A 22,550-nucleotide genomic window follows, 5' to 3' on the forward strand; every position below is an offset into this window, starting at 1 on the left:
CTGTTTTATTTGGGCCATTTAATAGACAGACCATTCTGTATAACTATATGAAAAGACGCACACTCATTAAACAAATCGCGGCCCTGTCCATTTCGCTGACGGGCGCAACAGCCGCCCAGGCAATCGTGCCTGAGAGCGCGGAAGAACCGGAAACACCCACGACCGGAAAGGCCGAAGAGATCGCCCCGGGCGTATATTTCCTCAAAGGGAAAACCCGCTATTTTGAAGACGGCAATTACCAGGAAGTGGAATGCAACAACGGCTGGATCATCTTCGACGATTTCGTGCTACTGGTAGACGCCAATTTCCCCGGCTCAGGGCCCGCCATCCTCCAGGAAATCCGTAAAACGACCAACAAGCCCATCCGCTTCGTCTTCAACACTCATCACCACAGCGATCATCTCTACGGCAACAGCTTCTGGATGAAGGAAGGCGCCACGCCGCTGGCACACGTGGGCGTGATGGAAGAGATCCGCAAGTACGAAACCGGGTTCTTCGGCGGGGCGCCCGGCCGCTGGGAACAGGCGCAGAAACGGCGGACCGATCTTGCCGCCTGGCCGCTCCTCCCGCCCGTATTGACTTTCAGCGACACTATGGTGATAGAAGACAAGCACCGTCGCGTAGAACTGATACATCCCGGTGCGGGGCACACCCGCGGCGACGGCATCGTCTGGCTGCCGCAGGAGCGGGTGCTTTTCGCGGGAGACGCCTGTCTGAACGGGCCTTACAACCTTTTCCGCGATGCGGAGGTGGTGTCGTGGACAGGGTCGCTGGAACGCATGGCCGCATTGCAGCCGAAGATCGTGGTGACGGGGCACGGCAATCTCGGCGACGGTAATACGCCCCGCAACCAGCAACGTTATTTCCAACTTTTGCTGGATTGGGTGAAAACGGCAAAAAAATGGGGGCACTTTCGAGAGCGTACGGTCGCAGCTACCGGCATTGCGCCAGCGTATCGCAGCCGATCCCGCGGCGGCGGTGTATCTCATCCCAGAACCGGAAATCGCATCGGGCTTTTCGCTTGAAAGTCATGTAAAAAGGATTTTTGAAACCGTATAAAAACCGTTGAAAATGGAAAAGAGATTCCCCGTGCCGCCGTTCACCGCAGAAACGGCCCGGCAGAAAGTACAGGCGGCGGAAGACGCCTGGAACACCCGCAATCCCGAAAAGGTAAGCCTGGCCTATTCTCCCGGCACCGAATGGCGGAACCGCGACGTTTTCCTCAAAGGGCGCGAAGCCGCACGGCAGTTCCTTACCGCGAAATGGGAAAAGGAGTTGGATTACAAGCTGCGCAAGGAGCTGTGGTCTTTCACGGACAACCGTATCGCCGTCAGGTTCGAATATGAATGGCACGACGCCGCGGGCCAGTGGTACCGTTCCTACGGCAATGAAATGTGGGAATTCGATGCAGACGGCTATATGGAACGGCGCTACGCCAGTATCAACGACGCGCCGATCAGCGCATCGGAACGGCGGTTGTAGCCCCGGAATCTGACACGCATCCCACAATCCGGGCATTTCCATGATCCGCCAATAGTGTAACTTTACAGCATGAGCGATACACGTAAAACACTCCCGCCGAAAGGCTCTTTCGAAAGCCAGATCGTGGAACTGTTCGAGCAAAAACAGCCCGCATCGGTTTTGTATGACGATAATGGGGTAACCCGCGCCAACGGGCTCATCGCCGCGATATTCGAAAATGAAGGGGAGAAGTGGTTCCGGCTGATGGATGCCACGGAAATCTGTATCGGCTCCCTCATCGCCGTCAACGGTACTTTCGCGTCGGATTATTCGGAATGTTGACCTGCCGCTACGGAATCAACATACAAAATTAATTAAGGCCATCCATCGGGTGGCCTTATTCACTTTCTCTCCAGCGAACGGAGAAAATCATTTTATCCACACCGCTATAATTTTCCGGAAAATTGGATTAAGTTGAAGTACATCAAATTTAACCCGATGAAGAAAATCCTGACCCTTTCTCTGGCACTGATGTGCCTTTCCCTCAGCACGATTTCGTTTGCGCCCGCCAAAGCCTCGCCGATCGCCCGCAAGGCAACCATGCTCGACTTTCCGCGCGGTATCGAATGGCAGATCAATTATTCGTCGGGGCTCCCGATGGTGGCGCTTGTGTGGCCCGCATTCAGCCAGGGCGGCCTCGGGCCGGTGCCTTTCACGTTCATGGGCGTTACGCAGTACATCAATCCCACCACCACTACTTCCATTTACTGGGCGGGAACACAGTACACCCTGCAGCCCAACGTGATCTACACGATGAACATCGCGGGGGTGATTTACTCCTTTAAACTGGGAACTACCGGTTCAGGATGGTGCGTTATCACCGGTCATACCTGATCGCGCGCAACCCGAAAAAATTCAATGTCCCCTGGCCGGGCCGGGGGATTTTTTTGGGATCAGTCCGACTGCTTTTTCGCGAATTTCATGAACAGTTGCGCCAGTTTGTGTTGCTGGCCTTGCGGGTGGATGAAATGATATTTGCGGATCAGCTTGAACTGTTTGACGGGCAGCATGCGGAGCGTTCCGTTTTCCAGTTCGTTCTGCACGGCGCGGAGGGAGAGGAATGCGGCGCAGGGGGCTTCGCGGAGGTAGGATTTGATCCCTTCGGAACTGCCCATATGCATGAGGATGTTGAGATCGGTCAGCTTGAGCTCCAGTTTCTTGAGCTCGTTGACGATCACTTCCAGCGTTCCGGAACCGTGTTCGCGCACGAGCAGGGGGATTTTGGAGAGCTCTTCGGTGGTGAGGGGCCCTTTCCCCGGCGCTTTGAAGCGGGCGTTGCAAATGAGGGCGATCTCGTCTTTGGCCAGCTCGGTGTATTTAAGTTGCGGATTGCGGGAATGCCCTTCGATAATGCCCACTTCGATTTCCTTGTGCAACAGCGCCTGTTCGATCTGTTCGGTGTTGCCGTTGATCAGGGAAGTGCGGATGGCGGGATGCTCCTGATTGAAGCGTGCCAGCACACCGGGCAGGTAATACTGTGCGATGGTGGAACTGGCGCCGATGTTGAGCAGGCCGCCCTGGTCCTGCTTCAGCTGGTGGAGGTCGTACTCCATATTGCCGTACAGCAAAAAGATCTGGCTGGCGTACTGCAGCAGCAGCTTTCCGCCGGGCGTTAGCCGGATGCGGTTGCCGATCCTTTCGAACAGGGCGATGCCGAGTTGCTCCTCCAGTCCGTGGATATGCTTGGTCACGGCCGGTTGGGAAATAAACAGTTCTTCCGCCGCTTTGGTGAAACTGAGCCTTTTGGCGACGGTATGGAATACTTTTAGCCTGAAATCGAACATGCGGTAAAAATACGATTTGCGGGGCAGGAAAAACAGGGAATGCGGGAAGGATGGGAGAATTAGCGGGATTGATGCGCCGAAACGACGGTGGCCGGCTGGCCGGAAGGGGCAGTTTGACCGATGGTGCCGGTATGGAGCAGGAAGAGCAGCGCCAGCAGGAATGTACCTGCGAGGAGCACGTAGCTGGTATATTTGCAGCGTAGGAACGCGGGATCGGTGAGCGGTTGCATATATCTTGATTTGCCCTTCAAAAGTACCGATTGCCGCGGCCGCAGTCAAATCACCAATGTTGATGGTGCATAACTTTTGGTTATAATATTTTCATTTTCGATAACTGGATGGAATATTCTCAGCGTGAAATCCATTTCGGGAGCCGGAATTGCTACTTCAAAGGTCAAAATAGCCGGTTTGTTAACGTGGCGGCCGGGTTGAGCGGGAATATCGCTTTCTTTGTACCTTCGGGCAATTGATTATAATTGTTCAACTCCAAAAAAATCTTCAACAATGAAAGCATTACGTATGGTAATGTGCATGGCAGGCGCCCTTATGCTGGCGGCCACCGCTCATGCGCAGCGCATCCGCGTGACGGAAGGCAGCCTGGATGTCCTCAAAAACGAAAAAGACATTAACATCGAGTTTACGTACGACAACATGAAGGTCGGCAAGTTCGACAAGGAAGCCGATTACGTGGCCAGCCGGGTCAAAGACCTGAACAAGAAAGAGCCCGGCCGGGGAGACACCTGGGCCAAAGCCTGGGTCGACGATCGCAAGGCGCGCTTCGAGCCCAAGTTCGAGGAGCTTTTCACGCAGGTGACCGATCTCAAGTTCACCAACAAAGCCAAATACACCCTCATCTTCAATACCTCGTTCACCGAGCCCGGCTTCAACGTAGGCGTGATGCGCAAAAACGCTTACATCAGCGGAGAATTCACCCTCATGGAGTCCGGAAAGGTGGTCGCAAAAGGTACGCTCGAAAAATCGCCCGGCAGAACGTTCTGGGATAACGATTTCGACACCGGGGAACGCATTTCGGAAGCGTATGAGATGGCCGGAAAGGCCCTCGGCCGCTACATCCGATAGGTTTTCAAACGGGTAAACGCCCAAAATCGATCCCCCGCCGGTTCGCCGTGCGGGGGATCGTTCTTAATTGTCCTGGAAAGCTACACTTCCATCGCGTCGTATACGATCACTTTATCCCACAGGTGGCTGCATTTTTTGATGAATTCCTGGTGGATGGGGTGCACCTGGTAAGCGGCTTCGCCTTCCACGTTGTCGAAAAACATCAGTTCGGATACGCCCCAGGTAGTGTCTACCACGCCACGCGCTTCGGTATTGGCTACGATGCCCACGCGAAGGTCGCGCACAGTGGGGATTTTGGCGAGCGTTTTCAGCCCGGCGATCAACGCATCACGGTCTTCTTTCGATCCCGGGTTCTTCAGCCAGAAGAATACATGGTGACACATGGGATATTTTTTGGCAGCGGTTTGTCCCGGCATGGCGGCTGCCGCAGTTCCGGCACAAATTGCCGCCGCGGTGCCCAGGAATTTGCGCCTGTTCGTTTTGCTCATGGGTTTCTCTTTTGGTTTTAGTTGATGATCCGCTTAAAATACGCAACATTCCCCATTTCCGGAAGCCTCCGCGATGAAATAGGCGTTACCGCCCACGGAAAATGAGCATTGGCACCGATTCACCGTCGTCGTAGATGGCCATAGCTTTGCACCTGAATCAAGCCGGAAATCGTATGCTTACCCCCAACTACAAACCCCTGCTGCGGTGGGCCTTTGTCCCCGCCATGCTCATCATCGCCGTGGCCTGCGGCAAAAAAGACGATGGAAAGCCGGACGCCGGCCAAAACCTTCCCAAATCCAGCGTACCAGCTGAAATGATCGGGAAATACTGGCACGCGGGATCGTTTTCCATGACCCAATTTTCCCACTACGACGGCAGCTACGCCGGACAAGCCTTCGAAATCTCGACGGGCTACAAGTTCGCTGCCGACGGCACCGCGGAACAATATTTCTACTGGACCAAAACCACCACCTATTGCCGCGAACAGGTGCTCGGCTACCGGAAAGGCACGGCCGTGTTCGATGCGGAGAAAAAGACCTTCCGTTTCTATGCCGCATCGGGCTATTACCGCCGCTACAATTCCTGCGGTGGCAGCCAGTCGCCCGGCTACGGCCAGCGTGTAAACTACGGGCCGGAAGACCTGCATCCCAAATACGTAGACGAGATGAAAAACTGGCAACTGGTGACGGAAAACGGCAAACGCATCTGGAGGATCCCGTATAGTGATGGCTCCGTGAACGACTTCACGAGGGCGGAAGAGCCCCGTTAACGGGGTGTTGTTACATGGCGCCCGCGCTGCCCGGTGGGGAACCGGGGGCGCGGGTATTTTTATGTTCCAACGGGGAAAGCCGGAAAAAGCTTCGGACAGGTAGAAAAAAAGGCAAATTACCCCCGGAAAAAAGGGGTTAGCCGATATTGAGGATAGCCTTACTTCGCCCGGTAGCCAAAGCGCCGCTGGCATATATTGGTGTTGGCAGCTGCTGTCGCCTGTGCCAGGATTTACGTATATACCGCTGGCCGTCTATCCTTTCTTTCCTAAATAACCCTTTAATCCGATTTTATGCTTTTAGAAAATCTTTCCCCCGAAACCTTCGCCCTGAAACTATCCGACCCTGCGGCGAAGCTCAAGCTTTCCTACCTCAACGATCTGCTGGCAAACAGCGAATACCTGCTGATCCAGTTCATGAAACAGCAAAACGTCTGGCAGGGGCCGTTCCCGCCGCCGCCGTCCGGGTTCCCGAGCAGCAGCCAGACGATCGAGCTGGGAACGGTATTGTATCTTTTCAACAATCCTGCCCAGATCGCCGACCCCGACATCCGCAAGTACGCCCAATACGCCAAAGGCGCCCTCGGGCTGCCGGATTCGCTGCTCACCACCGTTAACTATAACTGGATCATTTCCCATGTGCTCGTGTACGACGATGGCAGCATTATCTCAGGCGGTAAATACGAAACCTATGACCAGGGCTGGTTTGTCGCATTCCTGAATATGGTCATTACCGACCTCAACGACGCCTGGTTCGGTTTCCAGTCCGGCTCGCCCAACCCCATTCCCCTCAAGCCCCGCGCCGGTAGTAATGAAGTATTGATGGCGCTGGTGGGCGACTGGGGGACGGGAGACAATACCGCTGCGGCCGTTATGAACCAATTGGTAGGACAGGTGCCCAGGTACATCGTACATGTGGGCGACGTGTATTACTCCGGAACGCCGGCAACGGGCTCTATGGCGGGCAGTTATTTCCACCCCGGCGAAGAGAAAAACAACCTGGTGGCGGTTTGGCCGAAGACGAACGACCCGTCGAACTATTCGTTCACCCTCAATTCCAACCACGAAATGTATACCGGCGCCAATGGCCTTTACGGGGACGCGCTTACGTCCACTACGCCTTTCCATGCGCAGCAGGGGCTTACTTATTTCGCGCTGTCGCTGGGTGGATGGACGATCCTGGGGCTGGATTCCGCCTATTTCGGGACGAGCTCCGACGCGTTCATGTCTGGCTATATCGGTGGCGATATTTTTAACCGCGACCAGATCAACTGGATTTCCGGCCTCAACCTGGACCCTTCGAAAACCATTGTGCTGACGCATCATACCGGGTTCGAGTGGGACGGGTCGGGGTTCATGGCGCTGTGGGACCAGGTGACCGGCGCGCTGGGCGGCGATCCGTACGCCTGGTACTGGGGGCATGTGCATAACGGGATCGTGTATAATTCGCCGCTCACGATGAACGGGACCAACGGTTTTCCGCAAACAACCAAAACCTTCGCCCGCTGCCTCGGTCATGGCGCGTTGCCATATGGGGAAGCGACGGTGCTGAACGGCAACTCTGCCGTGAAATGGATGGAGAAGGGGCCGGGATTGTTGCACAACGGCTTCGGGACGCTGCGTTTCCGGCTGAATGGCAATGGCATGGTGGATTCCATCCAGGAGCAGTTTTACCATATCGGTTCTTCGGCGCCGGTGTATTCGGGTTTGCTTTTCTAGTGGAGGGGTGAAAATGGCAGGTTGTCGGGATTTACCCTTCTTTTTGTCGTTTTCACACGCGGGCGGTGAAAGTTCTGCTTCGTAAGTTTGTATCGTCAATCACACACAAACGAAAACAAAAAAACATTCACCGTTTAACGACTATTTTATGGAAGCAACAAAACAAGCGATCACGATCAGCAGCACGATTCAACAGCCCGCAGCCAAAGTTTGGGAATTCTGGAATGCCCCGGAGCATATCACGCAATGGTGCGCCGCGTCTGACGACTGGCATGCACCCAAAGCCAGCAGCGATCTGCGCCCTGGTGGGGCGTTCAGCACCACGATGGCAGCGAAAGACGGTTCTTTCAGCTTTGATTTCGGAGGGATTTTTGATGTGGTGGAACCGCATTCCCGGATCGAATATACCCTGGGCGATGGCCGCAAAGTGAAGATCAATTTCACGGAAGCCAATGGCCAGACGGAAGTGGTGGAAACGTTCGATCCCGAAGATACCAATCCCGAAGACATGCAGCGTGCAGGCTGGCAGGCGATCCTGGACAATTTCAAGAAGTACGCCGAATCCAAATAACGTATCAATGGCCCTCTACGCCACCCGCAAGGGTTTCAACGCGATGAGGGCCATTTCTTTTTCCTTGCCCCTCAGTTTGATAGACCCTAACGTCATCGTCGAAAATGTACCTCCCAGGTGCAATTCCGATACGAGGTCCGCGGATGCGATCACCTCTTCGTTAAATTGTTTGCACATGCCCTGGATGCGCGATGTGGTATTGAGCACGTCGCCGGAATAGGTGATGTCCCGCTTGATGATGCCCACTTCCCCCGCCACTACTGGTCCGCAATGCATACCCGCTTTGAATTCGGGGAATACGCCGTAGCGTTCCAGGTATTTTTCCTGCAGCGAGCGGATGCGGTTTTTAATGTCGAAAAAGCATTGTACGCAATTGGCTTCGGCGAAGCCTTCGCGGTACCGCCAGGCGATGATGACCTCATCGCCCACATATTGGTAAATTTCCCCGCGGTTTTCGAGGATGGGATTGGTGATGTCGGTGAAGAAATCTTTCAGGAATGCGTGGTAGCGTTTGTCGCCCAGGGTTTCGGCGATGGTGGTGGATGCGTTGATGTCGAGGAACATGAAGATGCGTTTTTCTTCGCGGGGCGTGTTGTATTTGCCGCGGAGGATGTCGCGGAAAACGCCGGCGCCGAATTTGGCGTTGATCTGGAGGAACATTTGCGTGATAGCGACCACCAGCGCCCAGATGAGCCCGTTTTTCGCCATTCGGGCCATGTCAGGGTGTTCGAGCAGGCGGAGGGCTTGCCCGATGATGAGGATCACGGCCACGAAGGAAACGGTTACGGTAGCGATCGTGTAGCCGTAGGATTTGTCGCGGAAGCGTTCGTTGACGAAAAACACGAGTAAGCTCCCGCCGAGCAGGGCGCCCATCAACCCGGCCGCAATATTAACGATGATGGACCGTTGGAGGGAATATCCGGCGGAGAAGCCCGCCGATCCACTGGTTTGCAAAACGAGATGATCGTACAACGCGATCAGCAGGCCGATCACCGACCAAATGACCATGATCTGTAACAGCTGTCGCCATTTCACACGCGTCCTGGGATTCATAAAGAATGGTTTTACCGTAATTTATTGCATTTCATCTTTCCATGCAATTGTATGGATGGAGGAAAAGTTATTTCGCCGGGGAATAGCGCGCCGCCAGTTTTAATTCAGGATATCCAATAGCAGATCTGTTATATCGAACCGTGGAAAATCGCCGTTGTTGCACAACAGTGTAATGGTAATGCCGCGATCGGGCTGGCGGACTTCCATGCTATAAAACCCTGCGTCCGTGCCGGGGTGGTACTGTAGGGTATGCCTGCGCGAAGCGTTGAACAGCATCCGGTCCGTCATCCAGCCATATCCGTAACCGGCGTGCCAATCGGCGTAATCCGACCGTGGCAGCAACATCGAATCGATCCGGTCGCAGGGGAGGAGGCGGCAGGAAACCAGCGCGGCTTCCCATTTCCGGAGGTCGGGCGCGGAGCTCCAGATGCCGCCGCAGCCCGGCATATTGGCCGCGGGATAGGTCAGTTCCGGTTGTGGGCCTTCGTATCCTTTCGCGATCCGTCCGCTGTCTGGTGCCGTGCCGTATCGGGTATGCCGCATGTCGAGCCGGGAGAAGATTTTGCTATCCAGCGCCTGTTCAAAAGGCATTCCGGCGGCCTTTTCGGCAATGGCGGCCAGCACTGCATATCCACTATTGCTGTACCGGAACTGGCTACCGGGACTGAACCACAGGGAATCCTGACAGAAACGCCGGACGATGTCTGCAACCGGAATCGGGCCAGACAGGATTTCAGGAAGATATGCTGCCGACGAACTGTAATCCGGGATGCCAGACCGGTGCGTCAGTAATTGTTCAATCGTTACTGCCCCATGTGCAAACCCTGGCAGGAACTTGCCCGCGGTATCTTCCAGCGTCAATTTCCCTTCTTCCCGCAACAGCATGATCAGCATGGCCGTAAACTGTTTTGACACGGACCCGATCCGGAAAACGGTGGCCGTATCGTTCGGGATGTTTCGTTCGCGGTTTGCCATACCGAAGGCTTTGGCGTAATATGGTGCGCCATTCCGCTGAACGGCCGCCACACCGTGAAACATCCCTTTGGTATGATAAAAAGTCAACACGGAATCGATGCGCAGGAGCGGATCGCGGGGCATTTTGCGGAGGCGGGTTTCCAGTTCTTTCCTTAGCCAGACGGTGGATTGGCGGGAACGGATGGCCATGGCCACGGAATCCGTATTGAAATCAGGCAGCAGGTAGTTGTAATCTTTCCAGAAATCGGTGGTGTCGATGGCGGAATGCCGTTCGATGAAGGATTGCCGGGCCAGTACGCCGGCTTCGGAAAAGGGCAGGCTGGGCGTGGTATCAATACCGGTGATGACAAAATCTACCCGGCTTAGCGCCTGGAAATCGAATCGCAGGCGTGGACTGTACAGTCGCAGGCGCGAAGTGGACTTTGCGCTGGCGAGCGTGAATTTATCTCCGGCGGGCTGATAGGCGATGGTCAGGGTATCCTGCAGCATTTTTTCGTGGATATTGAGCAATTGCATGAGGGCACGCTGGCCCGCACTGGCCGCTTCCCAATAACGGATGCCTTTTGGACTGAGATAGGATTCGAGCAGCACGAAGGCGTTGGAGGTGGTGTCGATATAAACGGCGCCTTTGTAGCGCGATTTTCGGAGGTCGCTGCGCTGGTCGAAATTGATCTTCCAGGCCGGGCGGCCCTGTACCGTGGTGGTGCCGGCGAAGGAAAACTGGTGCTCAGTGAGGCCTTTGCGGCCGAGTACCGGGTGTTCGCTGATGTTTGCCGGGAAGTCGAATTCGAGGATGTTGCCGGGTTGCATGCCGATGATGATATTGTCGGAACCGTTGAACGGTGTGACGTCCTTTTCCATACGGGCTTTCAGGAGCCGGAGCTTGCGTTGGCGGCCGGAGCCGTCTGGATGCCAGCAGTCGAACGCCGCTTCGGAGAGATGGAAATAATCGCCGCCCTTGCGGGAGGTGAGGCGATAGAAGCCGTGGAGGACGTGCGGTTTGGACAGGTAATTTGCAGGTATGTGTTGCACCGCTTTTTCGATCAGACTGCGGGGGGAGATGCTGTTGACCTGGAAGGCGGCTAGCGACAGGGATTGTTCGGTAAGCGGATAGCGGCCGGTTGCATCGCGGTCTATGCGGAAGCGGCGGGTGCCGTAGCCGACATGAGATACGACGCAACTGTCTGCAGCTTGTTTGGACGGGAGTTTCAGGACGAAAAGGCCCTGATCGTTGGTGAGGGTATGGATGCCCAGTGTGGGTATGCGCACGGAGCTGCCGGGGAGTGGTTCGCCGGATCGGGCGTTGACGACCTGGCCGTGTATGGTGAGGGGTTGCTGCGCCATTGATGAGGCGGCGGGAAAAAGGAGGGAGAACAGGATAAACCGGATGAAGGGCTGCATGGTATTGCGTTTCGGGGATGAAGATAGCCGTGTAGGCGTTAGGAAGATGTTAAAGTAAATGGATAGGGGAGCGGGGGGATTTGGGTAGATAGGAAAAAAATGGTAATCTTGAAGGATGCAACTGGATTATCTGAAAGGGCTCCGTGGGAACGGGGCGTTGACTTATACCGGTCCGGAGCGGCTGGTGCGCATCAGCAGGTTCAGCGCAGACGAGGCGGAAGGGCTTCGGCGTGCGGTGCAGGAGTTGGCGGACGGGGCGCGGGAGCTGCTTTGGCTGGAAGACCTGTCATTTGTTGCCGGCAACGGCTATTCGCTGGTGATGCGAACGGGCGCGGAAGACAAGGGCGTTGTGACTACGGACGAGCGCGTGTTTTGCCTGGAGCTGACGGGCGGGGCTTACGGCCGGATCCTCCGGGCCATGGAACCGTTTTGCAGCGAGGGTTCGCAGGGCAGTGTGTGGTTGGCGGAAGCGCGTGGCGGGATTGGGTTGGTGCTGTCGACCGGTGGGTCGTTTTGATGGCGTTCTCGCTTGGTTTTTGGGCTTCGTGCACGTTATCACAAATATGTTTGTGTGTTGTGGATGGATGGGTTGTCCCGAAACGGTTTGCTTCAGATGTATTCGTGTTAATGGTTGAGTCCGGTGTTAACGGGAGTACAGCTGCTGGGGGAATTTACGGGAGCGAACGTCAACATCGCTCGTCTTGCATTTCTTTCCATGCTATTCATCATTCCGTCAATTAAAGTTTTCGGCTTTTTACTGAGGCATAGATATCTTCACCCAGAATTTTGCTTCTGAACTTTCTTTCTGGACTTTATTCCCTCCATTCTCCGCATTTCCATTAACCATTAATTTCTTTCCGCTGGCCAGTCATTGTTGGAATTGCATTGACGATAGATGGCATCGTTCGTGATTATCATTTCCTGCTTTGCTGTTTTTCTGCATTTTTCTTCCCTCCGTTTCCCTCTTATTCCATCATTCATAATTTTCAAATCCTTCACCAACCATTGCTTAACAAGTGTTTAACGGTCGTTGTGGCCCCTTTGGCCGACATTCGATCTATCAAAATGCGCTTTCCTCCGCCATGGTATGATCATAAAATATTGCAGCCGGAACATTCATCAAATGCTGATCTATGACTCCGGAAATATGCATACATTGACATTTGTACTAGATTAGATCTGGAGCATTTGCCTGCCTGTTTCTACAGGAGGCTTCCATTTCACGGAGCCGGTGCCTTCTTCGTCATTCATTTTTTCTCATAAGCATTCGATTTTCTATCCGTTTCAGATGTCGCGTATTCTGTACGTTGATTTGAATTTGTTTTTCGTTTACTTCCTGTTACCGGGTGGCTCCGGTGATGGGAAGTATTTATTTAGATTGATCTTCATTCAACTAACCGGTTTCATGTGCATAAACAGATAAATACCGTTGAAACTAATGGCATTATAATCCTGATTTCTAAATTCATTATCACCAAAACAATATGGCTCGTCGTCACTTTTTTAAAAAGATAGTAAATACATTCAAGGGGATACCCTTAATTATTATAATGCTGATTAATATCGCATCGATTTTGATAGTATTAAATATTATTTTCTTTCAAAATGAATACGTTCCTGCTGAGACAAAAACCATATTTAAATTCCTAGTGTTGGGGGTATTATGTATTGCCCTTGTTTCGAAATTAATTTCAAGTTACTTGTCGGAAAGAGGTACCAGTGATGATTCATATTGGAAGCGTCGATTTCATGATACCCAAGAAGTTATTGGAGAACTTAATAGTAAGCTGGATGAATTTAAAAGCCGGGAAACAATAGATATCGATATCAAGGATAAAGAAAAGGAAATGCAATTACTGGCCATACAGTATAAGCATATCTGGAACGAATTCCACCGGAACGAAGACCTCATCAATACCCAGATAAACCGCCTCGTAAAGAACTCCAACCTGAACCTGATCATCGCCGTAGTAACCACGATTATTGCAATGGGGATATTGGGTATAACCCTTTTTCAGGACAAAACGTACAGCAGCCTTTCCGATTTTTTCATCCACTTCGGGCCGCGGGTTTCCACGGTCGTGTTCATCGAATTGTTCGCGTTCTTCTTTTTGAAGCTCTATAAGAACAACCAAAGCGAAGTAAAATATTGTCAGAACGAGCTGACCAACCTCAAAGGGAAGATCGTAGCCCTGCAATTAGCGGTTGATTTCAAAGACCCGGAAGCGATCAGGGAATTGATCCGCATATATTCCTCCATTGAGCGAAATTCCATCATCAAAAGCGGCGAAACGACGGAGAAAATAGAGTTATCAAAAATAGAGAGCAAATCGAATACCGGCTACCTCAAAAGCATTTCCGAATTCTTCTCGAAGGAAAAATCGAATTGATAGGTTGTGGATTCGAGCGAAGTAGCCGGTATGCCGTTGGCTAATAGTCAGGAAATTCACCGACTTAGCAGGCCGCGTGGGATTGTTGGGCGTTTTCGTTGTTACGCTTCCAGCACCCGGCTGATATTCCGGATGCGCCGCTGCCAGATGGAACCCAGCCAGGTCAATTGCATCAGCACCACCAGGCACGTAGCCGCCAGTAACCACCCTTTCCAGGCGCTCCACGCCATTCCGTAACTGAAAAACACCAGCAAGCTCGCCAACATCCCCACACGGGAAATAACGCTCAAAATAGCGAACCGCCGCATCCCCGTTACATGCCGCCGCAACATTTCCTGCAAATGATCGCCCTGCAGCGCCTGGCGGCTGTACACCCATCCCGCCACATTGTGCACGATTACCCAGGCCACCGCTGCCACCAGTAAGGCATTTGCGCCCCAGGGCCTCCGGTCCCCGTCGAAAAAATCGTAGTACACAAAAAGAAAAACAGCCAGTAATACAATTTCCAGGATCATTTGTCTGCGCATAGCCCTGCGCGCGGGATGTCGATGGATCATGCCGCGCAATGCGGCAGGAGAGGTCTTTCCGGCCGGCAAATCCTGCCAGGCCTTTTTCAATGCTTCTTCCATGTGTCGGGATTAAAGTGTTGCCTGATTTTTTGACGCGCCCGCGACAGGCGGGCTCCGGCATTGCTTTCTGAAATTCCCATGATCCCTGCCATTTCCGCGTAACTCAACCCTTCGAGGTACAGCACCATCAAAGCCTTCTCCGCAGGCGTCAACACCGACAGCATTTCCGCCAGCCGGTCTTCATCCTGGTTTTCGGCCACCTCTGGCAATACCTCCCGGAACTCTACCTCTGGCCGGCGCTCCCGGAAATGCACCAGCGCTGTGCCCAACGCCACTTTGTACATCCAGGTGCCGAAGCCGCTACGCCCTTCGAACTTCGGGCTGGCCCGCCAGAGCTGGTACACCATCTCCTGGAACAGGTCTTCCCGGTCCTGCGGCGTATTACGGTACAGCCGGCAGATTTTATGCAGGATCGCTTCGTGTTTCGTCAGTTCTTCCAGGAATCTTGATTCGTCCATTTAGCAATGCTTTGAATAGTTAGTTGCGAAAAAGGGGCGAAATCTTACAGGAAGGCAAAAAAAAACCGCGGATGTCCGCGGTTGCCGTTATCTTTTCTTTTTAATAACCGTCAGTTTCCTGATGGGCGTCAGCTGCACTTTCCGGAACTCCACTTCCGCGCCCTCCGCCTGCAGGGCAATACTCCCGTTCGAAACGGTACAGTCGAACCCATCGTTCACCAAATCCCCGTTCACCCACACCCGAACTTTATTGCCCAGGCACTCGATCACCATGCGGTTCCACTCGCCCAGGGGCTTCTCCGACCCGTCTGTCCGGTTCCGTACCCGCCGTTCCTTTCCGTCCACAACGCCCCAGTTTTCCGGTTTGCCGCGGTACACTTCCATGCTGTCTACCTTGATATCTTCCCCGATACACCAGAAATCACCGGCATTTTTGCTCATCAGCTGTACTTCCATTGACTTCGGGAACATCCCGTACAACACCCGCGGCGTGGATGCATGCACCAGCACCCCGCAGTTCCCCGGTTTCCCCGCGAAGCGGTACTCCACTTCCAGCCGGTAATTTTCGTACTGCGCATCGGTGATCAGGTGCCCCTGCGGATTCCCGAGGCTCACCAGCAGCCCGTCGCGGATAATAAAAGGGATACGGAGGGAGGAATCCTTCTCCAGGTCGGGCACGTCCATATGCCAGCCGGAAAGGTCTTTGCCGTTGAAAAGACTGCGCTGCTGCGCATGGCATAACGTGGAGGCGCACAGTAGCATTGCGCCGAAAACTAATTGCTTCATAAAGGAAAGATATAAAAATTATTGTCTATTTTGTTTCGATATACTTGCCGCCACGTCATGATCCAGCACCTGTCTTTCTTCCGCCGCCGGAAGGGCCTGCTGCCGTTCGTACCCACCGCCAGTATCGGAAAACCGTTCAAACCCTTGAAACAGATTCTAGCGCAATAAATTCATTTTATGAAGAAGCAACTGATCGCATGGTTAATGGCCGCATCCATGGCCAACGCACAGGAATGGAAACCCGTACAGGGCCGCATCATGACGCCCTGGGCCGAAACATTGAAGGCCGACAGCGTACTACAGGAACACCCCCGCCCGCAGTTCGAGCGCGGCACTTCCTGGAAGAACCTGAACGGATTATGGAATTACGCCCTCACGCCCAGGAACGCCGGCCGCCCCGCCAGCTGGGCCGGTAAAATCCTCGTCCCATTCGCCATCGAATCCGCTCTCAGCGGGGTCGGTAAAACCGTCGGGAAAGATCAGCTCCTCTGGTACCAACAATCCTTCACCCTGCCCTCCGATTCCAAAGGCAAAAAAGTACTGCTGCACTTCGGGGCGGTAGACTGGCAGTCTGAAATTTATATCAACGGCCAGCTCGTCCTCAAACATGAAGGCGGGTTCGACCCCTTTTCCATGGATATCAGCCCTTACCTGAAGAAAACCAAACAGCAGGAGATCGTGGTGAAGGTCTGGGACCCGACCGACGAGGGCCCGCAGCCGCGCGGCAAGCAGGTCCGCAAACCGGAAGGCATCTGGTACACCCCGGTTACCGGCATCTGGCAAACCGTCTGGCTGGAAACCGTGCCCGGCACCTACCTGTCCAACATCCGCCAAACGCCCGATATCGACGCCCAAACCCTGACCCTGCAAACCACCGTAGTAAACCCCTTGGCCGGCGACCAGGTGAAGTTCTCCGCGATGAAAGACGGCGCCGTGGTGGCGGAAACCGAAGCCGAGCCCGGCGCTACGGCCGTGCTGAAGGTGCCCTCGCCGGAGTTATGGTCGCCCGACAAACCGTTCCTGTACGACCTGCGCGTGAGCATCGTCCGCAAAGGAAAGGCAGTAGACGAAGTGAAAAGCTACTTCGCGATGCGCAAGATCAGTGTGGCCAAAGACCAGGCCGGCACCCAGCGCATGATGCTCAACAACAAATTCCTGTTCCATTACGGCCCGCTCGACCAGGGTTGGTGGCCTGATGGTTTATATACCGCTCCCTCCGACGCCGCGCTCCGATTCGACGTAGAGAAAACGAAGGAAATGGGCTTCAACATGATCCGCAAACATATTAAGGTGGAACCGGCGCGCTGGTATTACCATTGCGATAAACTCGGGATCATGGTTTGGCAGGATATGCCCAGTGGCGACCTTGGCAATCATTGGGAGATCCGACCCGGGATTTTCGGTCGGCAGACAGACAAGCAGCGGAGCCCGGAATCGGAAGGGTACTACCGCAAGGAATGGAACGCCATCATGGACGCGCTGCACAATGTGCCCTCCATCGTGGTTTGGGTGCCGTTCAATGAAGCCTGGGGACAGTTCAAAACGAAGGAAATCACGGAGTGGACGATGGAGAAAGACCCCTCGCGCCTGGTGAACAGCGCCAGCGGCGGGAACTTCGAGCTGACGGGCCACATCATCGACCTGCACAACTATCCCGACCCCGTGATGCCCGAGCCCGTGTATTTCGGGGAGAAACAGGTGATCGTTCTGGGTGAGTTCGGTGGATTGGGCCTGCCGGTTGACGGGCACGTCTGGCAGCAGAAAGACAACTGGGGTTACCAAACTTTCAAAACGGCCGGCGAGTTGTTCAAGCGGTACGACAGCTACATGGAAAAAATGGAACAGCTGATTCGCCACGGGCTTTCGGCTGCGGTATATACCCAGACCACGGACGTGGAAATAGAAACGAACGGACTGATGACCTACGACCGGAAGGTGTTCAAGAACCCGGTGGAGGCCTTTTTCAAGGCGCATCAACGGCTGTACAGGCCCGGGCTTGTCAAGTTTCCTTGAGTTGCCCGTCCAGCGAAAATTACCGGTTATCCCAGGCCCGCGTTTTGGAATCGCGGAATGTCAGTATATTGCCTGACATTTTCCGACAACCGTAAAATCGCATATATCAAAACCAACTATCAGTTATGAAACGAAAGTTTTTAGTAGTGACGCTTGCGGCAGCAAGCGTCTTTTGTCTGATCGAGCGCCCCGTTTACGCGCAGAAAGTGGCAGCCGGCGCTTCCACAGCAGCCACAGGGGCGGGTCAAAAGATCCCGGCAGACCCGGAACTGAAGATCGGCAAGCTCAGCAACGGCCTCACCTATTATATCCGTAAGAACGCGGAGCCCCGCAACCGCGCGGTCCTCTATATGGCCCTGAAAGCCGGTTCGCTCATGGAATCGGACGCCCAGCAAGGCCTGGCGCACTTTACCGAGCACATGGCATTCAACGGGACGAAAGATTTTCCCAAAAACGACCTCATCAATTACCTCCAGAAAGCAGGGGTGAAGTTCGGAGCCGACCTGAACGCCTATACGTCGTTCGACCAAACCGTTTACCAGCTGCCTATCCCGACCGATAGCGCCGAACTGTTCAAAAACGGTTTCAAGATCCTCGCCAACTGGGCCGGCCACATCAGCATGCTGGCGCCCGACATCGACGGGGAGCGCGGCGTGATCATCGAAGAAGACCGCCAGCGCGGCAAAAACGCCCAGAGCCGTATCCAGAAGGAGCTGCTCCCGGTATTGCTGCACGGTTCCCGCTACGCGGAGCGTATCCCCATCGGGAAGCTCGATATCCTGCAGAACTTCAAGCACGAAGAAATCCGTAATTTCTACCGCGAATGGTACCGCCCGAACCTCCAGGCCGTGATCGCCGTGGGAGATTTCGATGTGGCGCAGGTTGAAAACCTCATCAAGGAAAACTTCGGTAAGCTGACCAATCCGGCGAAGCCGAAACCCCATACCACTTACGATCTGCCCGATGGCAAACAACCCGTGGTGAAGATCGTGACCGATCCCGAGTTCCCGTACAACGTGGCTATCGCCTTCATTCGTCAGCGTCATAAAGCGTCGAACAACACCGAGGATATCCGCCGCAATATGGTGATCAACATGGCCAACGCTATGCTGGGCGCGCGTATCAACGAGCTGAAACAGAAAGGGACGGCCGATTTCGTAGACGGACAGGCGAACTACGGTCCGTATCAGCAGGGGCTCGTGCCCGGCATCGAGGCTACCACCGTGCTGGCCGTGACCAAGAGCGGTGCGGAACTTACCAAAGGGCTGGCCGGCGTAATGGCCGAGTACCAGCGCATGGTACAGTTCGGTTTTACGCAATCGGAACTGGACGTGGTGAAGAAACAGACGGAAGCCGCCAATGAAAAAGCGAACCGCGAGAAAGACAAGATCGCTTCCAATACCTTCGTACAGGCTTACCTGCGGAACTATATGTACGGCGCTCCCGTTGTGAGCCCGGATTTCCGTTATGAAATCACCAAAAAGTTCCTGGGCGAGATCTCGCTGGCCGAAATTAACGCCGCCGCGAAGAAAATGATCGGCAGCGATAACAACCTGACCATCATCGTACAGGCGCCTGAAAAGGAAAAGGCGACGCTGCCCACGGCAGACCAGCTCCTGGCGGCTATCCGCGACGCGGGCAAAGGCCTCAAACCTTACGAAGACAATAAAGTCAACAAACCGCTGCTGGAAAACAAGCCCATCGCCGGTAAAGTGACCAAAACCGAAAAGATCGAAAGCATCGGCGTAACCAAGCTCACCTTGTCTAACGGTGTGGTGATCTACCTGAAACCCACGGATTTCAAAAACGACCAGATCATCTTCTCTTCCTTCGGCCAGGGCGGCGTTTCCCAGGCGGATGACAAAGATTACCTGGCGGTGAACTACGCCGGGAACATCCCTTCCGACGGTATCGGCGAATTCGATAATCCCTCGCTGCGGAGGCTCCTGGCGGGCACCACGGCCAGCGGATCGAGCTATATCGACGAGCTGTACCAGGGCTATGGCGGCAGTGCTTCCCCGAAAGACCTGGAAACCGCGCTGCAACTCGTGTACGCACATGCCACCAATCCCCGGAAAGACCCTGTCGTGTTCAAAAAGAACATGGAAGAATATTCCATTTACCTCCAAAACTCCGACGATAGCCCGGAAAACGTGTTCAACGACACGGTAACCGCCGTACTGTCGTCTAACAGCGTTCGCGAGAAAAAGCCTACTATGGCTGAACTCGGCACCATTAACCTCGACCGTTCCTTCGAATTCTATAAAAACCGCTTCGCGGACGCTAGCGGCCAGACCTTCGTTTTCGTAGGTAATTTCGACATCGCGGCCATTACGCCGTTGCTGGAAACGTACCTCGGCGGCCTGCCGGCGAATAACCGTGCGGAGAAATTCGTGGACCGCGGCGTTCGCCCGCGTACCGGGAAGATCGAGCGGATCGTGAAGAAAGGCATCGAAGACAAGGCGATGGTAAAACTGTTCTTCTACAACGATTTCGACTACGCGCCTGAGAACAACATCCAGCTGAGCGCCCTGAGCGATATCCTGGAGTTCAAGGTGCTGGAGCGCCTCCGCGAGAAAGAAGGCGGCGTGTACAGCCCGAACGTGGGTGTGGGGTATGAAAAATATCCTTACGGCAATTACAACCTGTCCGTTTCCTTCAGCTGCGCTCCGGCTAACGTAGACAAGCTGGTGAACGCTGTGCTCGACGAGATCGCCAAACTGAAGCAGAATGGCGCCACGGCCGACGATATCACCAAATTCAAAGCGGAATACCATCGCGCGTTGGAAGTGAACATGCGGGAAAATAATTTCTGGCTGGGTTACCTGACCGGCAAGTTCAAGAACGGGGAAGATCCGACATCGATCCTCACCACGAACGAACGCCTGGAGAAAGTGACCGAAGCCAGCGTGAAAGCTTCTGTCGACAAGTATCTCAACAACGCCAACTACTTCAAGGCGGCGCTTGTTCCGGAGAAATAGCATCACATCTTCATGTGGAAAAAGCGCCTGCGGCATGTGCTGCAGGCGCTTTTTTTATAATTTTGCGGCCATGTTGGTGGAAACAGTTGTACTATGCCTGGTGGCGTTTTTCGCGGGATTCATTGATGCGATCGTTGGGGGAGGAGGGCTCCTGCAAACACCCGCCATCATGATCGTTTTGCCGCAATACCCGGTGGCCACGCTGTTGGGGACCACCAAAATCCCTTCTATCTCCGGCACCGCCTTCGCCGCCTGGCGATATTCCCGGCAGGTGACGATCGACTGGAAACTCCTGCCGTACGTGGCGCTACTGGCGTTCGGGGGCGCTTTCCTCGGCGCGTTTTGCGTGTCGATGATCGACAACCGGATCATCAAGCCCGTCATCTTCTTCGTGCTGCTGATCGTGGCGGCTTATACCTACTTCAACAAAAGCTTCGGCCAGCCCCGTGAGATCAGCCATAGCCGGAAGACGCAGCTGGCATTGGGATTGCTGTTCGGGTTCGCCATCGGTTTTTACGATGGACTGATCGGCCCGGGCGCAGGCACGTTCCTCATCCTGGTCTTCATTGCGCTGATGGGCTACGATTTCATCCATGCTTCCGCGAGCGCAAAGCTCGTCAACCTGGCTACGAACCTCGCGTCCATCGCTTATTTCGCCAGCACGGGGCATATCCTGTACGAGTTCGCCCTTCCCATGGCGGCCTGCAATATGACCGGCGCTTTCTTCGGGACGCGGCTGGCGCTGCTCCGGGGCAACGCTTTCATCCGGATCTTCTTCCTCTGCGTCGTTTTCGCGACGCTGCTCCGGTTTGCCTGGGACATCTGGGCGGCCAGTCACTGACCCTCCCAAAACAGCAGAGGCACCCGCAATCGGGCGCCCCTGGTTGGCAAAGGGATGATAATTTTATTTCGATTTGGGCAATTGCCTGATCCATTCGGCGATAAGGTCCACGCCTTCGCGATGCACGATCGTGCGGGCGAGCTCGGGCATGGCCGTTCCCGGTTCGACGCTGTTCATCCGGAAATGCAGGATGGAATTGGCCGGATCGCCTGGCACCACATCGTGATCGAGCCCTCCGGCGCCATTGCCCGCCGACACTGGGCCTTTGAGGATGCCCAGGTGCGCCGGGGTTTCCTGTCCGTATTCGAGGAACAGGCCGGTATTGTCCGCATCGCCGCCTTTGGTATGGCAATGGGCGCAGTTGACGTCGAGGTAAGCGCGGGCGCGCTGATTCACCGTGTAATGCACGCTATCGTTCCAGACCGGGAATTTTTCCACTTTGGACATTTCCGGCAATCCCTGCAAAATACCCGCTGCCGCCCACTTCTCCAGCTGGCCGAGATGGTTGAGGTTGCGCGCTTTCGGGCCGATAGGGATCAGCTTGCCGGCAGACGCATGGCATCGCTTGCAGTCGTTGGTATTGGGTATCTGGTAATGGGTGGAAACGTGCCGGCCCGCATCGTCGGTGAGGGTGATGGGCAGCCGGTCGCCGGTGATCCATTTCTCTGCTTCGGTCTGCTGCGCATTCCATTTGTAATTCATGACCTTCCAGTTGCCGTCTGCCGGGTCTTTGTGCAGGAGGCGCGTTTCCAGCAGTACTTCTTTCCCCAGACTGTCGCGGTACGCGAAATTCTTCACGAGGTACGTGCCGTCGGGGAAATCCATCGGCCCGGCCTGGGCATACTGCATGGTGCTGCCTTCCGGCAACACGATGAAGCGTTTTTTAACGGTATAGTCGGTGAAAAGGGGCGTTGCCAGTTCGTAAGGATGCACCCGGCCGGCGGGCTGTAAATCCTTCAGCGTTCCGGTAAAGAAACCGTAGTCCGAAAGTTTGTCCAGGAACCCCGACGCCGGGCGCTTTGCGGGCTGGGCGCAGCCCATCGCGAAAATTCCCATGCATGCCAGTGCTGTCACTATTCTCATTCTCATTTCG

Annotated in this window: 22 protein-coding genes; 13 read left to right on the forward strand and 9 right to left on the reverse strand. The window is 54.6% G+C overall.

All coding sequences use genetic code 11. From position 1 onward, the window contains the following. Positions 1–47 precede the first annotated feature (47 nt). The 4 genes from WJU22_RS16250 (at position 48) to WJU22_RS16265 (ending at position 2,355) form a co-directional block, all read left to right on the forward strand. Positions 48–1,025: an MBL fold metallo-hydrolase gene (locus WJU22_RS16250; protein ID WP_341839229.1), complete on the forward strand. Its 978-nt coding sequence runs from the start codon at positions 48–50 to the stop codon at positions 1,023–1,025. A gap of 46 nt (positions 1,026–1,071) precedes the next feature. Further along, entirely contained in the window at positions 1,072–1,482 is a 411-nt protein-coding gene (locus WJU22_RS16255) for a nuclear transport factor 2 family protein (protein WP_341839230.1), read from the forward strand. Between the two features lie 69 nt (positions 1,483–1,551). After that, positions 1,552–1,803, forward strand: coding sequence for a hypothetical protein (locus WJU22_RS16260; RefSeq protein WP_341839231.1), 252 nt, complete (start codon positions 1,552–1,554; stop codon positions 1,801–1,803). Positions 1,804–1,959: 156 nt separating this feature from the next. Continuing rightward, positions 1,960–2,355, forward strand: a complete 396-nt coding sequence (locus WJU22_RS16265) for a hypothetical protein (protein WP_341839232.1) — start codon at positions 1,960–1,962, stop codon at positions 2,353–2,355. 59 nt (positions 2,356–2,414) lie between these two features. Here the strand turns inward: WJU22_RS16265 and WJU22_RS16270 are convergent, their stop codons facing one another. Together WJU22_RS16270 and WJU22_RS16275 are read right to left on the reverse strand one after the other, a co-directional pair. After that, positions 2,415–3,305: a LysR family transcriptional regulator gene (locus tag WJU22_RS16270; protein ID WP_341839233.1), complete on the reverse strand. Its 891-nt coding sequence runs from the start codon at positions 3,303–3,305 to the stop codon at positions 2,415–2,417. 59 nt (positions 3,306–3,364) lie between these two features. Beyond that, on the reverse strand, positions 3,365–3,535 hold the full coding sequence (locus tag WJU22_RS16275; RefSeq protein WP_341839234.1) for a hypothetical protein: 171 nt from the start codon (positions 3,533–3,535) through the stop codon (positions 3,365–3,367). Positions 3,536–3,809: 274 nt separating this feature from the next. Between WJU22_RS16275 and WJU22_RS16280 the strand changes: the two genes are divergently transcribed. After that, on the forward strand, positions 3,810–4,385 hold the full coding sequence (locus tag WJU22_RS16280) for a hypothetical protein (protein ID WP_341839235.1): 576 nt from the start codon (positions 3,810–3,812) through the stop codon (positions 4,383–4,385). An 80-nt stretch (positions 4,386–4,465) separates the two neighbouring features. Here the strand turns inward: WJU22_RS16280 and WJU22_RS16285 are convergent, their stop codons facing one another. Beyond that, positions 4,466–4,873: a Dabb family protein gene (locus tag WJU22_RS16285; RefSeq protein WP_126243341.1), complete on the reverse strand. Its 408-nt coding sequence runs from the start codon at positions 4,871–4,873 to the stop codon at positions 4,466–4,468. A 173-nt stretch (positions 4,874–5,046) separates the two neighbouring features. On the opposite strand from WJU22_RS16285, the gene WJU22_RS16290 reads away from it, so the two are divergent. The 3 genes from WJU22_RS16290 to WJU22_RS16300 all read left to right on the forward strand — a co-directional run bounded on the left by WJU22_RS16290 (position 5,047) and on the right by WJU22_RS16300 (position 7,930). Further along, positions 5,047–5,643: a hypothetical protein gene (locus WJU22_RS16290; RefSeq protein ID WP_341839236.1), complete on the forward strand. Its 597-nt coding sequence runs from the start codon at positions 5,047–5,049 to the stop codon at positions 5,641–5,643. Between the two features lie 291 nt (positions 5,644–5,934). Then, on the forward strand, positions 5,935–7,359 hold the full coding sequence (locus WJU22_RS16295; protein ID WP_341839237.1) for a hypothetical protein: 1,425 nt from the start codon (positions 5,935–5,937) through the stop codon (positions 7,357–7,359). A 148-nt stretch (positions 7,360–7,507) separates the two neighbouring features. After that, positions 7,508–7,930 (forward strand): SRPBCC family protein, encoded by a 423-nt coding sequence (locus WJU22_RS16300; RefSeq protein WP_341839238.1) that lies wholly within the window; start codon positions 7,508–7,510, stop codon positions 7,928–7,930. A gap of 15 nt (positions 7,931–7,945) precedes the next feature. Here WJU22_RS16300 and WJU22_RS16305 read toward each other — a convergent pair whose 3' ends face one another. Together WJU22_RS16305 and WJU22_RS16310 are read right to left on the reverse strand one after the other, a co-directional pair. Next, positions 7,946–8,983 carry an adenylate/guanylate cyclase domain-containing protein gene (locus WJU22_RS16305; RefSeq protein WP_341839239.1) on the reverse strand — a complete coding sequence of 346 codons (1,038 nt, stop codon included), beginning with the start codon at positions 8,981–8,983 and terminating at the stop codon, positions 7,946–7,948. 99 nt (positions 8,984–9,082) lie between these two features. Then, a complete protein-coding gene (locus WJU22_RS16310) occupies positions 9,083–11,359 on the reverse strand; it encodes a serine hydrolase (protein ID WP_341839240.1) in 2,277 nt (758 codons plus the stop codon). Between the two features lie 115 nt (positions 11,360–11,474). On the opposite strand from WJU22_RS16310, the gene WJU22_RS16315 reads away from it, so the two are divergent. Both WJU22_RS16315 and WJU22_RS16320 read left to right on the forward strand, forming a co-directional pair. After that, positions 11,475–11,876 (forward strand): hypothetical protein, encoded by a 402-nt coding sequence (locus WJU22_RS16315; RefSeq protein ID WP_341839241.1) that lies wholly within the window; start codon positions 11,475–11,477, stop codon positions 11,874–11,876. Positions 11,877–13,206: 1,330 nt separating this feature from the next. Beyond that, the gene (locus tag WJU22_RS16320) at positions 13,207–13,749 is read left to right on the forward strand and encodes a hypothetical protein (protein WP_341839242.1); all 543 of its coding nucleotides are present in this window, start codon (positions 13,207–13,209) and stop codon (positions 13,747–13,749) included. Positions 13,750–13,850: 101 nt separating this feature from the next. On the opposite strand, the gene WJU22_RS16325 is transcribed toward WJU22_RS16320, so the two are convergent. The 3 genes from WJU22_RS16325 to WJU22_RS16335 form a co-directional block, all read right to left on the reverse strand. Then, on the reverse strand, positions 13,851–14,378 hold the full coding sequence (locus WJU22_RS16325) for a hypothetical protein (RefSeq protein WP_341839243.1): 528 nt from the start codon (positions 14,376–14,378) through the stop codon (positions 13,851–13,853). Further along, positions 14,363–14,836: an RNA polymerase sigma factor gene (locus tag WJU22_RS16330; protein ID WP_341839244.1), complete on the reverse strand. Its 474-nt coding sequence runs from the start codon at positions 14,834–14,836 to the stop codon at positions 14,363–14,365. Before WJU22_RS16330 ends, WJU22_RS16325 begins: the two co-directional genes overlap by 16 nt. 87 nt (positions 14,837–14,923) lie before the next feature. After that, entirely contained in the window at positions 14,924–15,622 is a 699-nt protein-coding gene (locus tag WJU22_RS16335) for a DUF1080 domain-containing protein (protein ID WP_341839245.1), read from the reverse strand. A gap of 177 nt (positions 15,623–15,799) precedes the next feature. Here WJU22_RS16335 and WJU22_RS16340 point away from each other — a divergent pair, with 177 nt between their 5' ends. The 3 genes from WJU22_RS16340 to WJU22_RS16350 all read left to right on the forward strand — a co-directional run bounded on the left by WJU22_RS16340 (position 15,800) and on the right by WJU22_RS16350 (position 21,457). After that, positions 15,800–17,635 carry a glycoside hydrolase family 2 protein gene (locus tag WJU22_RS16340; RefSeq protein ID WP_341839246.1) on the forward strand — a complete coding sequence of 612 codons (1,836 nt, stop codon included), beginning with the start codon at positions 15,800–15,802 and terminating at the stop codon, positions 17,633–17,635. 125 nt (positions 17,636–17,760) lie between these two features. Further along, a complete protein-coding gene (locus WJU22_RS16345) occupies positions 17,761–20,616 on the forward strand; it encodes an insulinase family protein (RefSeq protein WP_341839247.1) in 2,856 nt (951 codons plus the stop codon). Between the two features lie 70 nt (positions 20,617–20,686). Next, positions 20,687–21,457 carry a sulfite exporter TauE/SafE family protein gene (locus tag WJU22_RS16350; RefSeq protein WP_341839248.1) on the forward strand — a complete coding sequence of 257 codons (771 nt, stop codon included), beginning with the start codon at positions 20,687–20,689 and terminating at the stop codon, positions 21,455–21,457. 63 nt (positions 21,458–21,520) lie between these two features. Here WJU22_RS16350 and WJU22_RS16355 read toward each other — a convergent pair whose 3' ends face one another. Then, entirely contained in the window at positions 21,521–22,546 is a 1,026-nt protein-coding gene (locus WJU22_RS16355; RefSeq protein ID WP_341839249.1) for an SO2930 family diheme c-type cytochrome, read from the reverse strand. Positions 22,547–22,550: the final 4 nt, after the last annotated feature.

Source organism: Chitinophaga caseinilytica, assembly GCF_038396765.1.
Lineage (GTDB): Bacteria > Bacteroidota > Bacteroidia > Chitinophagales > Chitinophagaceae > Chitinophaga > Chitinophaga caseinilytica.

Excerpts from the sequence above, each read along its gene's own strand:
- WJU22_RS16250 (WP_341839229.1), top strand. The coding sequence starts at position 48 with ATGAAAAGACGCACACTCATTAAACAAATCGCGGCCCTGTCCATTTCG.
- WJU22_RS16255 (WP_341839230.1), top strand. The coding sequence starts at position 1,072 with ATGGAAAAGAGATTCCCCGTGCCGCCGTTCACCGCAGAAACGGCCCGG.
- WJU22_RS16260 (WP_341839231.1), top strand. The coding sequence starts at position 1,552 with ATGAGCGATACACGTAAAACACTCCCGCCGAAAGGCTCTTTCGAAAGC.
- WJU22_RS16265 (WP_341839232.1), top strand. The coding sequence starts at position 1,960 with ATGAAGAAAATCCTGACCCTTTCTCTGGCACTGATGTGCCTTTCCCTC.
- WJU22_RS16270 (WP_341839233.1), bottom strand. The coding sequence starts at position 3,305 with ATGTTCGATTTCAGGCTAAAAGTATTCCATACCGTCGCCAAAAGGCTC.
- WJU22_RS16275 (WP_341839234.1), bottom strand. The coding sequence starts at position 3,535 with ATGCAACCGCTCACCGATCCCGCGTTCCTACGCTGCAAATATACCAGC.
- WJU22_RS16280 (WP_341839235.1), top strand. The coding sequence starts at position 3,810 with ATGAAAGCATTACGTATGGTAATGTGCATGGCAGGCGCCCTTATGCTG.
- WJU22_RS16285 (WP_126243341.1), bottom strand. The coding sequence starts at position 4,873 with ATGAGCAAAACGAACAGGCGCAAATTCCTGGGCACCGCGGCGGCAATT.
- WJU22_RS16290 (WP_341839236.1), top strand. The coding sequence starts at position 5,047 with ATGCTTACCCCCAACTACAAACCCCTGCTGCGGTGGGCCTTTGTCCCC.
- WJU22_RS16295 (WP_341839237.1), top strand. The coding sequence starts at position 5,935 with ATGCTTTTAGAAAATCTTTCCCCCGAAACCTTCGCCCTGAAACTATCC.
- WJU22_RS16300 (WP_341839238.1), top strand. The coding sequence starts at position 7,508 with ATGGAAGCAACAAAACAAGCGATCACGATCAGCAGCACGATTCAACAG.
- WJU22_RS16305 (WP_341839239.1), bottom strand. The coding sequence starts at position 8,983 with ATGAATCCCAGGACGCGTGTGAAATGGCGACAGCTGTTACAGATCATG.
- WJU22_RS16310 (WP_341839240.1), bottom strand. The coding sequence starts at position 11,359 with ATGCAGCCCTTCATCCGGTTTATCCTGTTCTCCCTCCTTTTTCCCGCC.
- WJU22_RS16315 (WP_341839241.1), top strand. The coding sequence starts at position 11,475 with ATGCAACTGGATTATCTGAAAGGGCTCCGTGGGAACGGGGCGTTGACT.
- WJU22_RS16320 (WP_341839242.1), top strand. The coding sequence starts at position 13,207 with ATGCAATTACTGGCCATACAGTATAAGCATATCTGGAACGAATTCCAC.
- WJU22_RS16325 (WP_341839243.1), bottom strand. The coding sequence starts at position 14,378 with ATGGAAGAAGCATTGAAAAAGGCCTGGCAGGATTTGCCGGCCGGAAAG.
- WJU22_RS16330 (WP_341839244.1), bottom strand. The coding sequence starts at position 14,836 with ATGGACGAATCAAGATTCCTGGAAGAACTGACGAAACACGAAGCGATC.
- WJU22_RS16335 (WP_341839245.1), bottom strand. The coding sequence starts at position 15,622 with ATGAAGCAATTAGTTTTCGGCGCAATGCTACTGTGCGCCTCCACGTTA.
- WJU22_RS16340 (WP_341839246.1), top strand. The coding sequence starts at position 15,800 with ATGAAGAAGCAACTGATCGCATGGTTAATGGCCGCATCCATGGCCAAC.
- WJU22_RS16345 (WP_341839247.1), top strand. The coding sequence starts at position 17,761 with ATGAAACGAAAGTTTTTAGTAGTGACGCTTGCGGCAGCAAGCGTCTTT.
- WJU22_RS16350 (WP_341839248.1), top strand. The coding sequence starts at position 20,687 with ATGTTGGTGGAAACAGTTGTACTATGCCTGGTGGCGTTTTTCGCGGGA.
- WJU22_RS16355 (WP_341839249.1), bottom strand. The coding sequence starts at position 22,546 with ATGAGAATGAGAATAGTGACAGCACTGGCATGCATGGGAATTTTCGCG.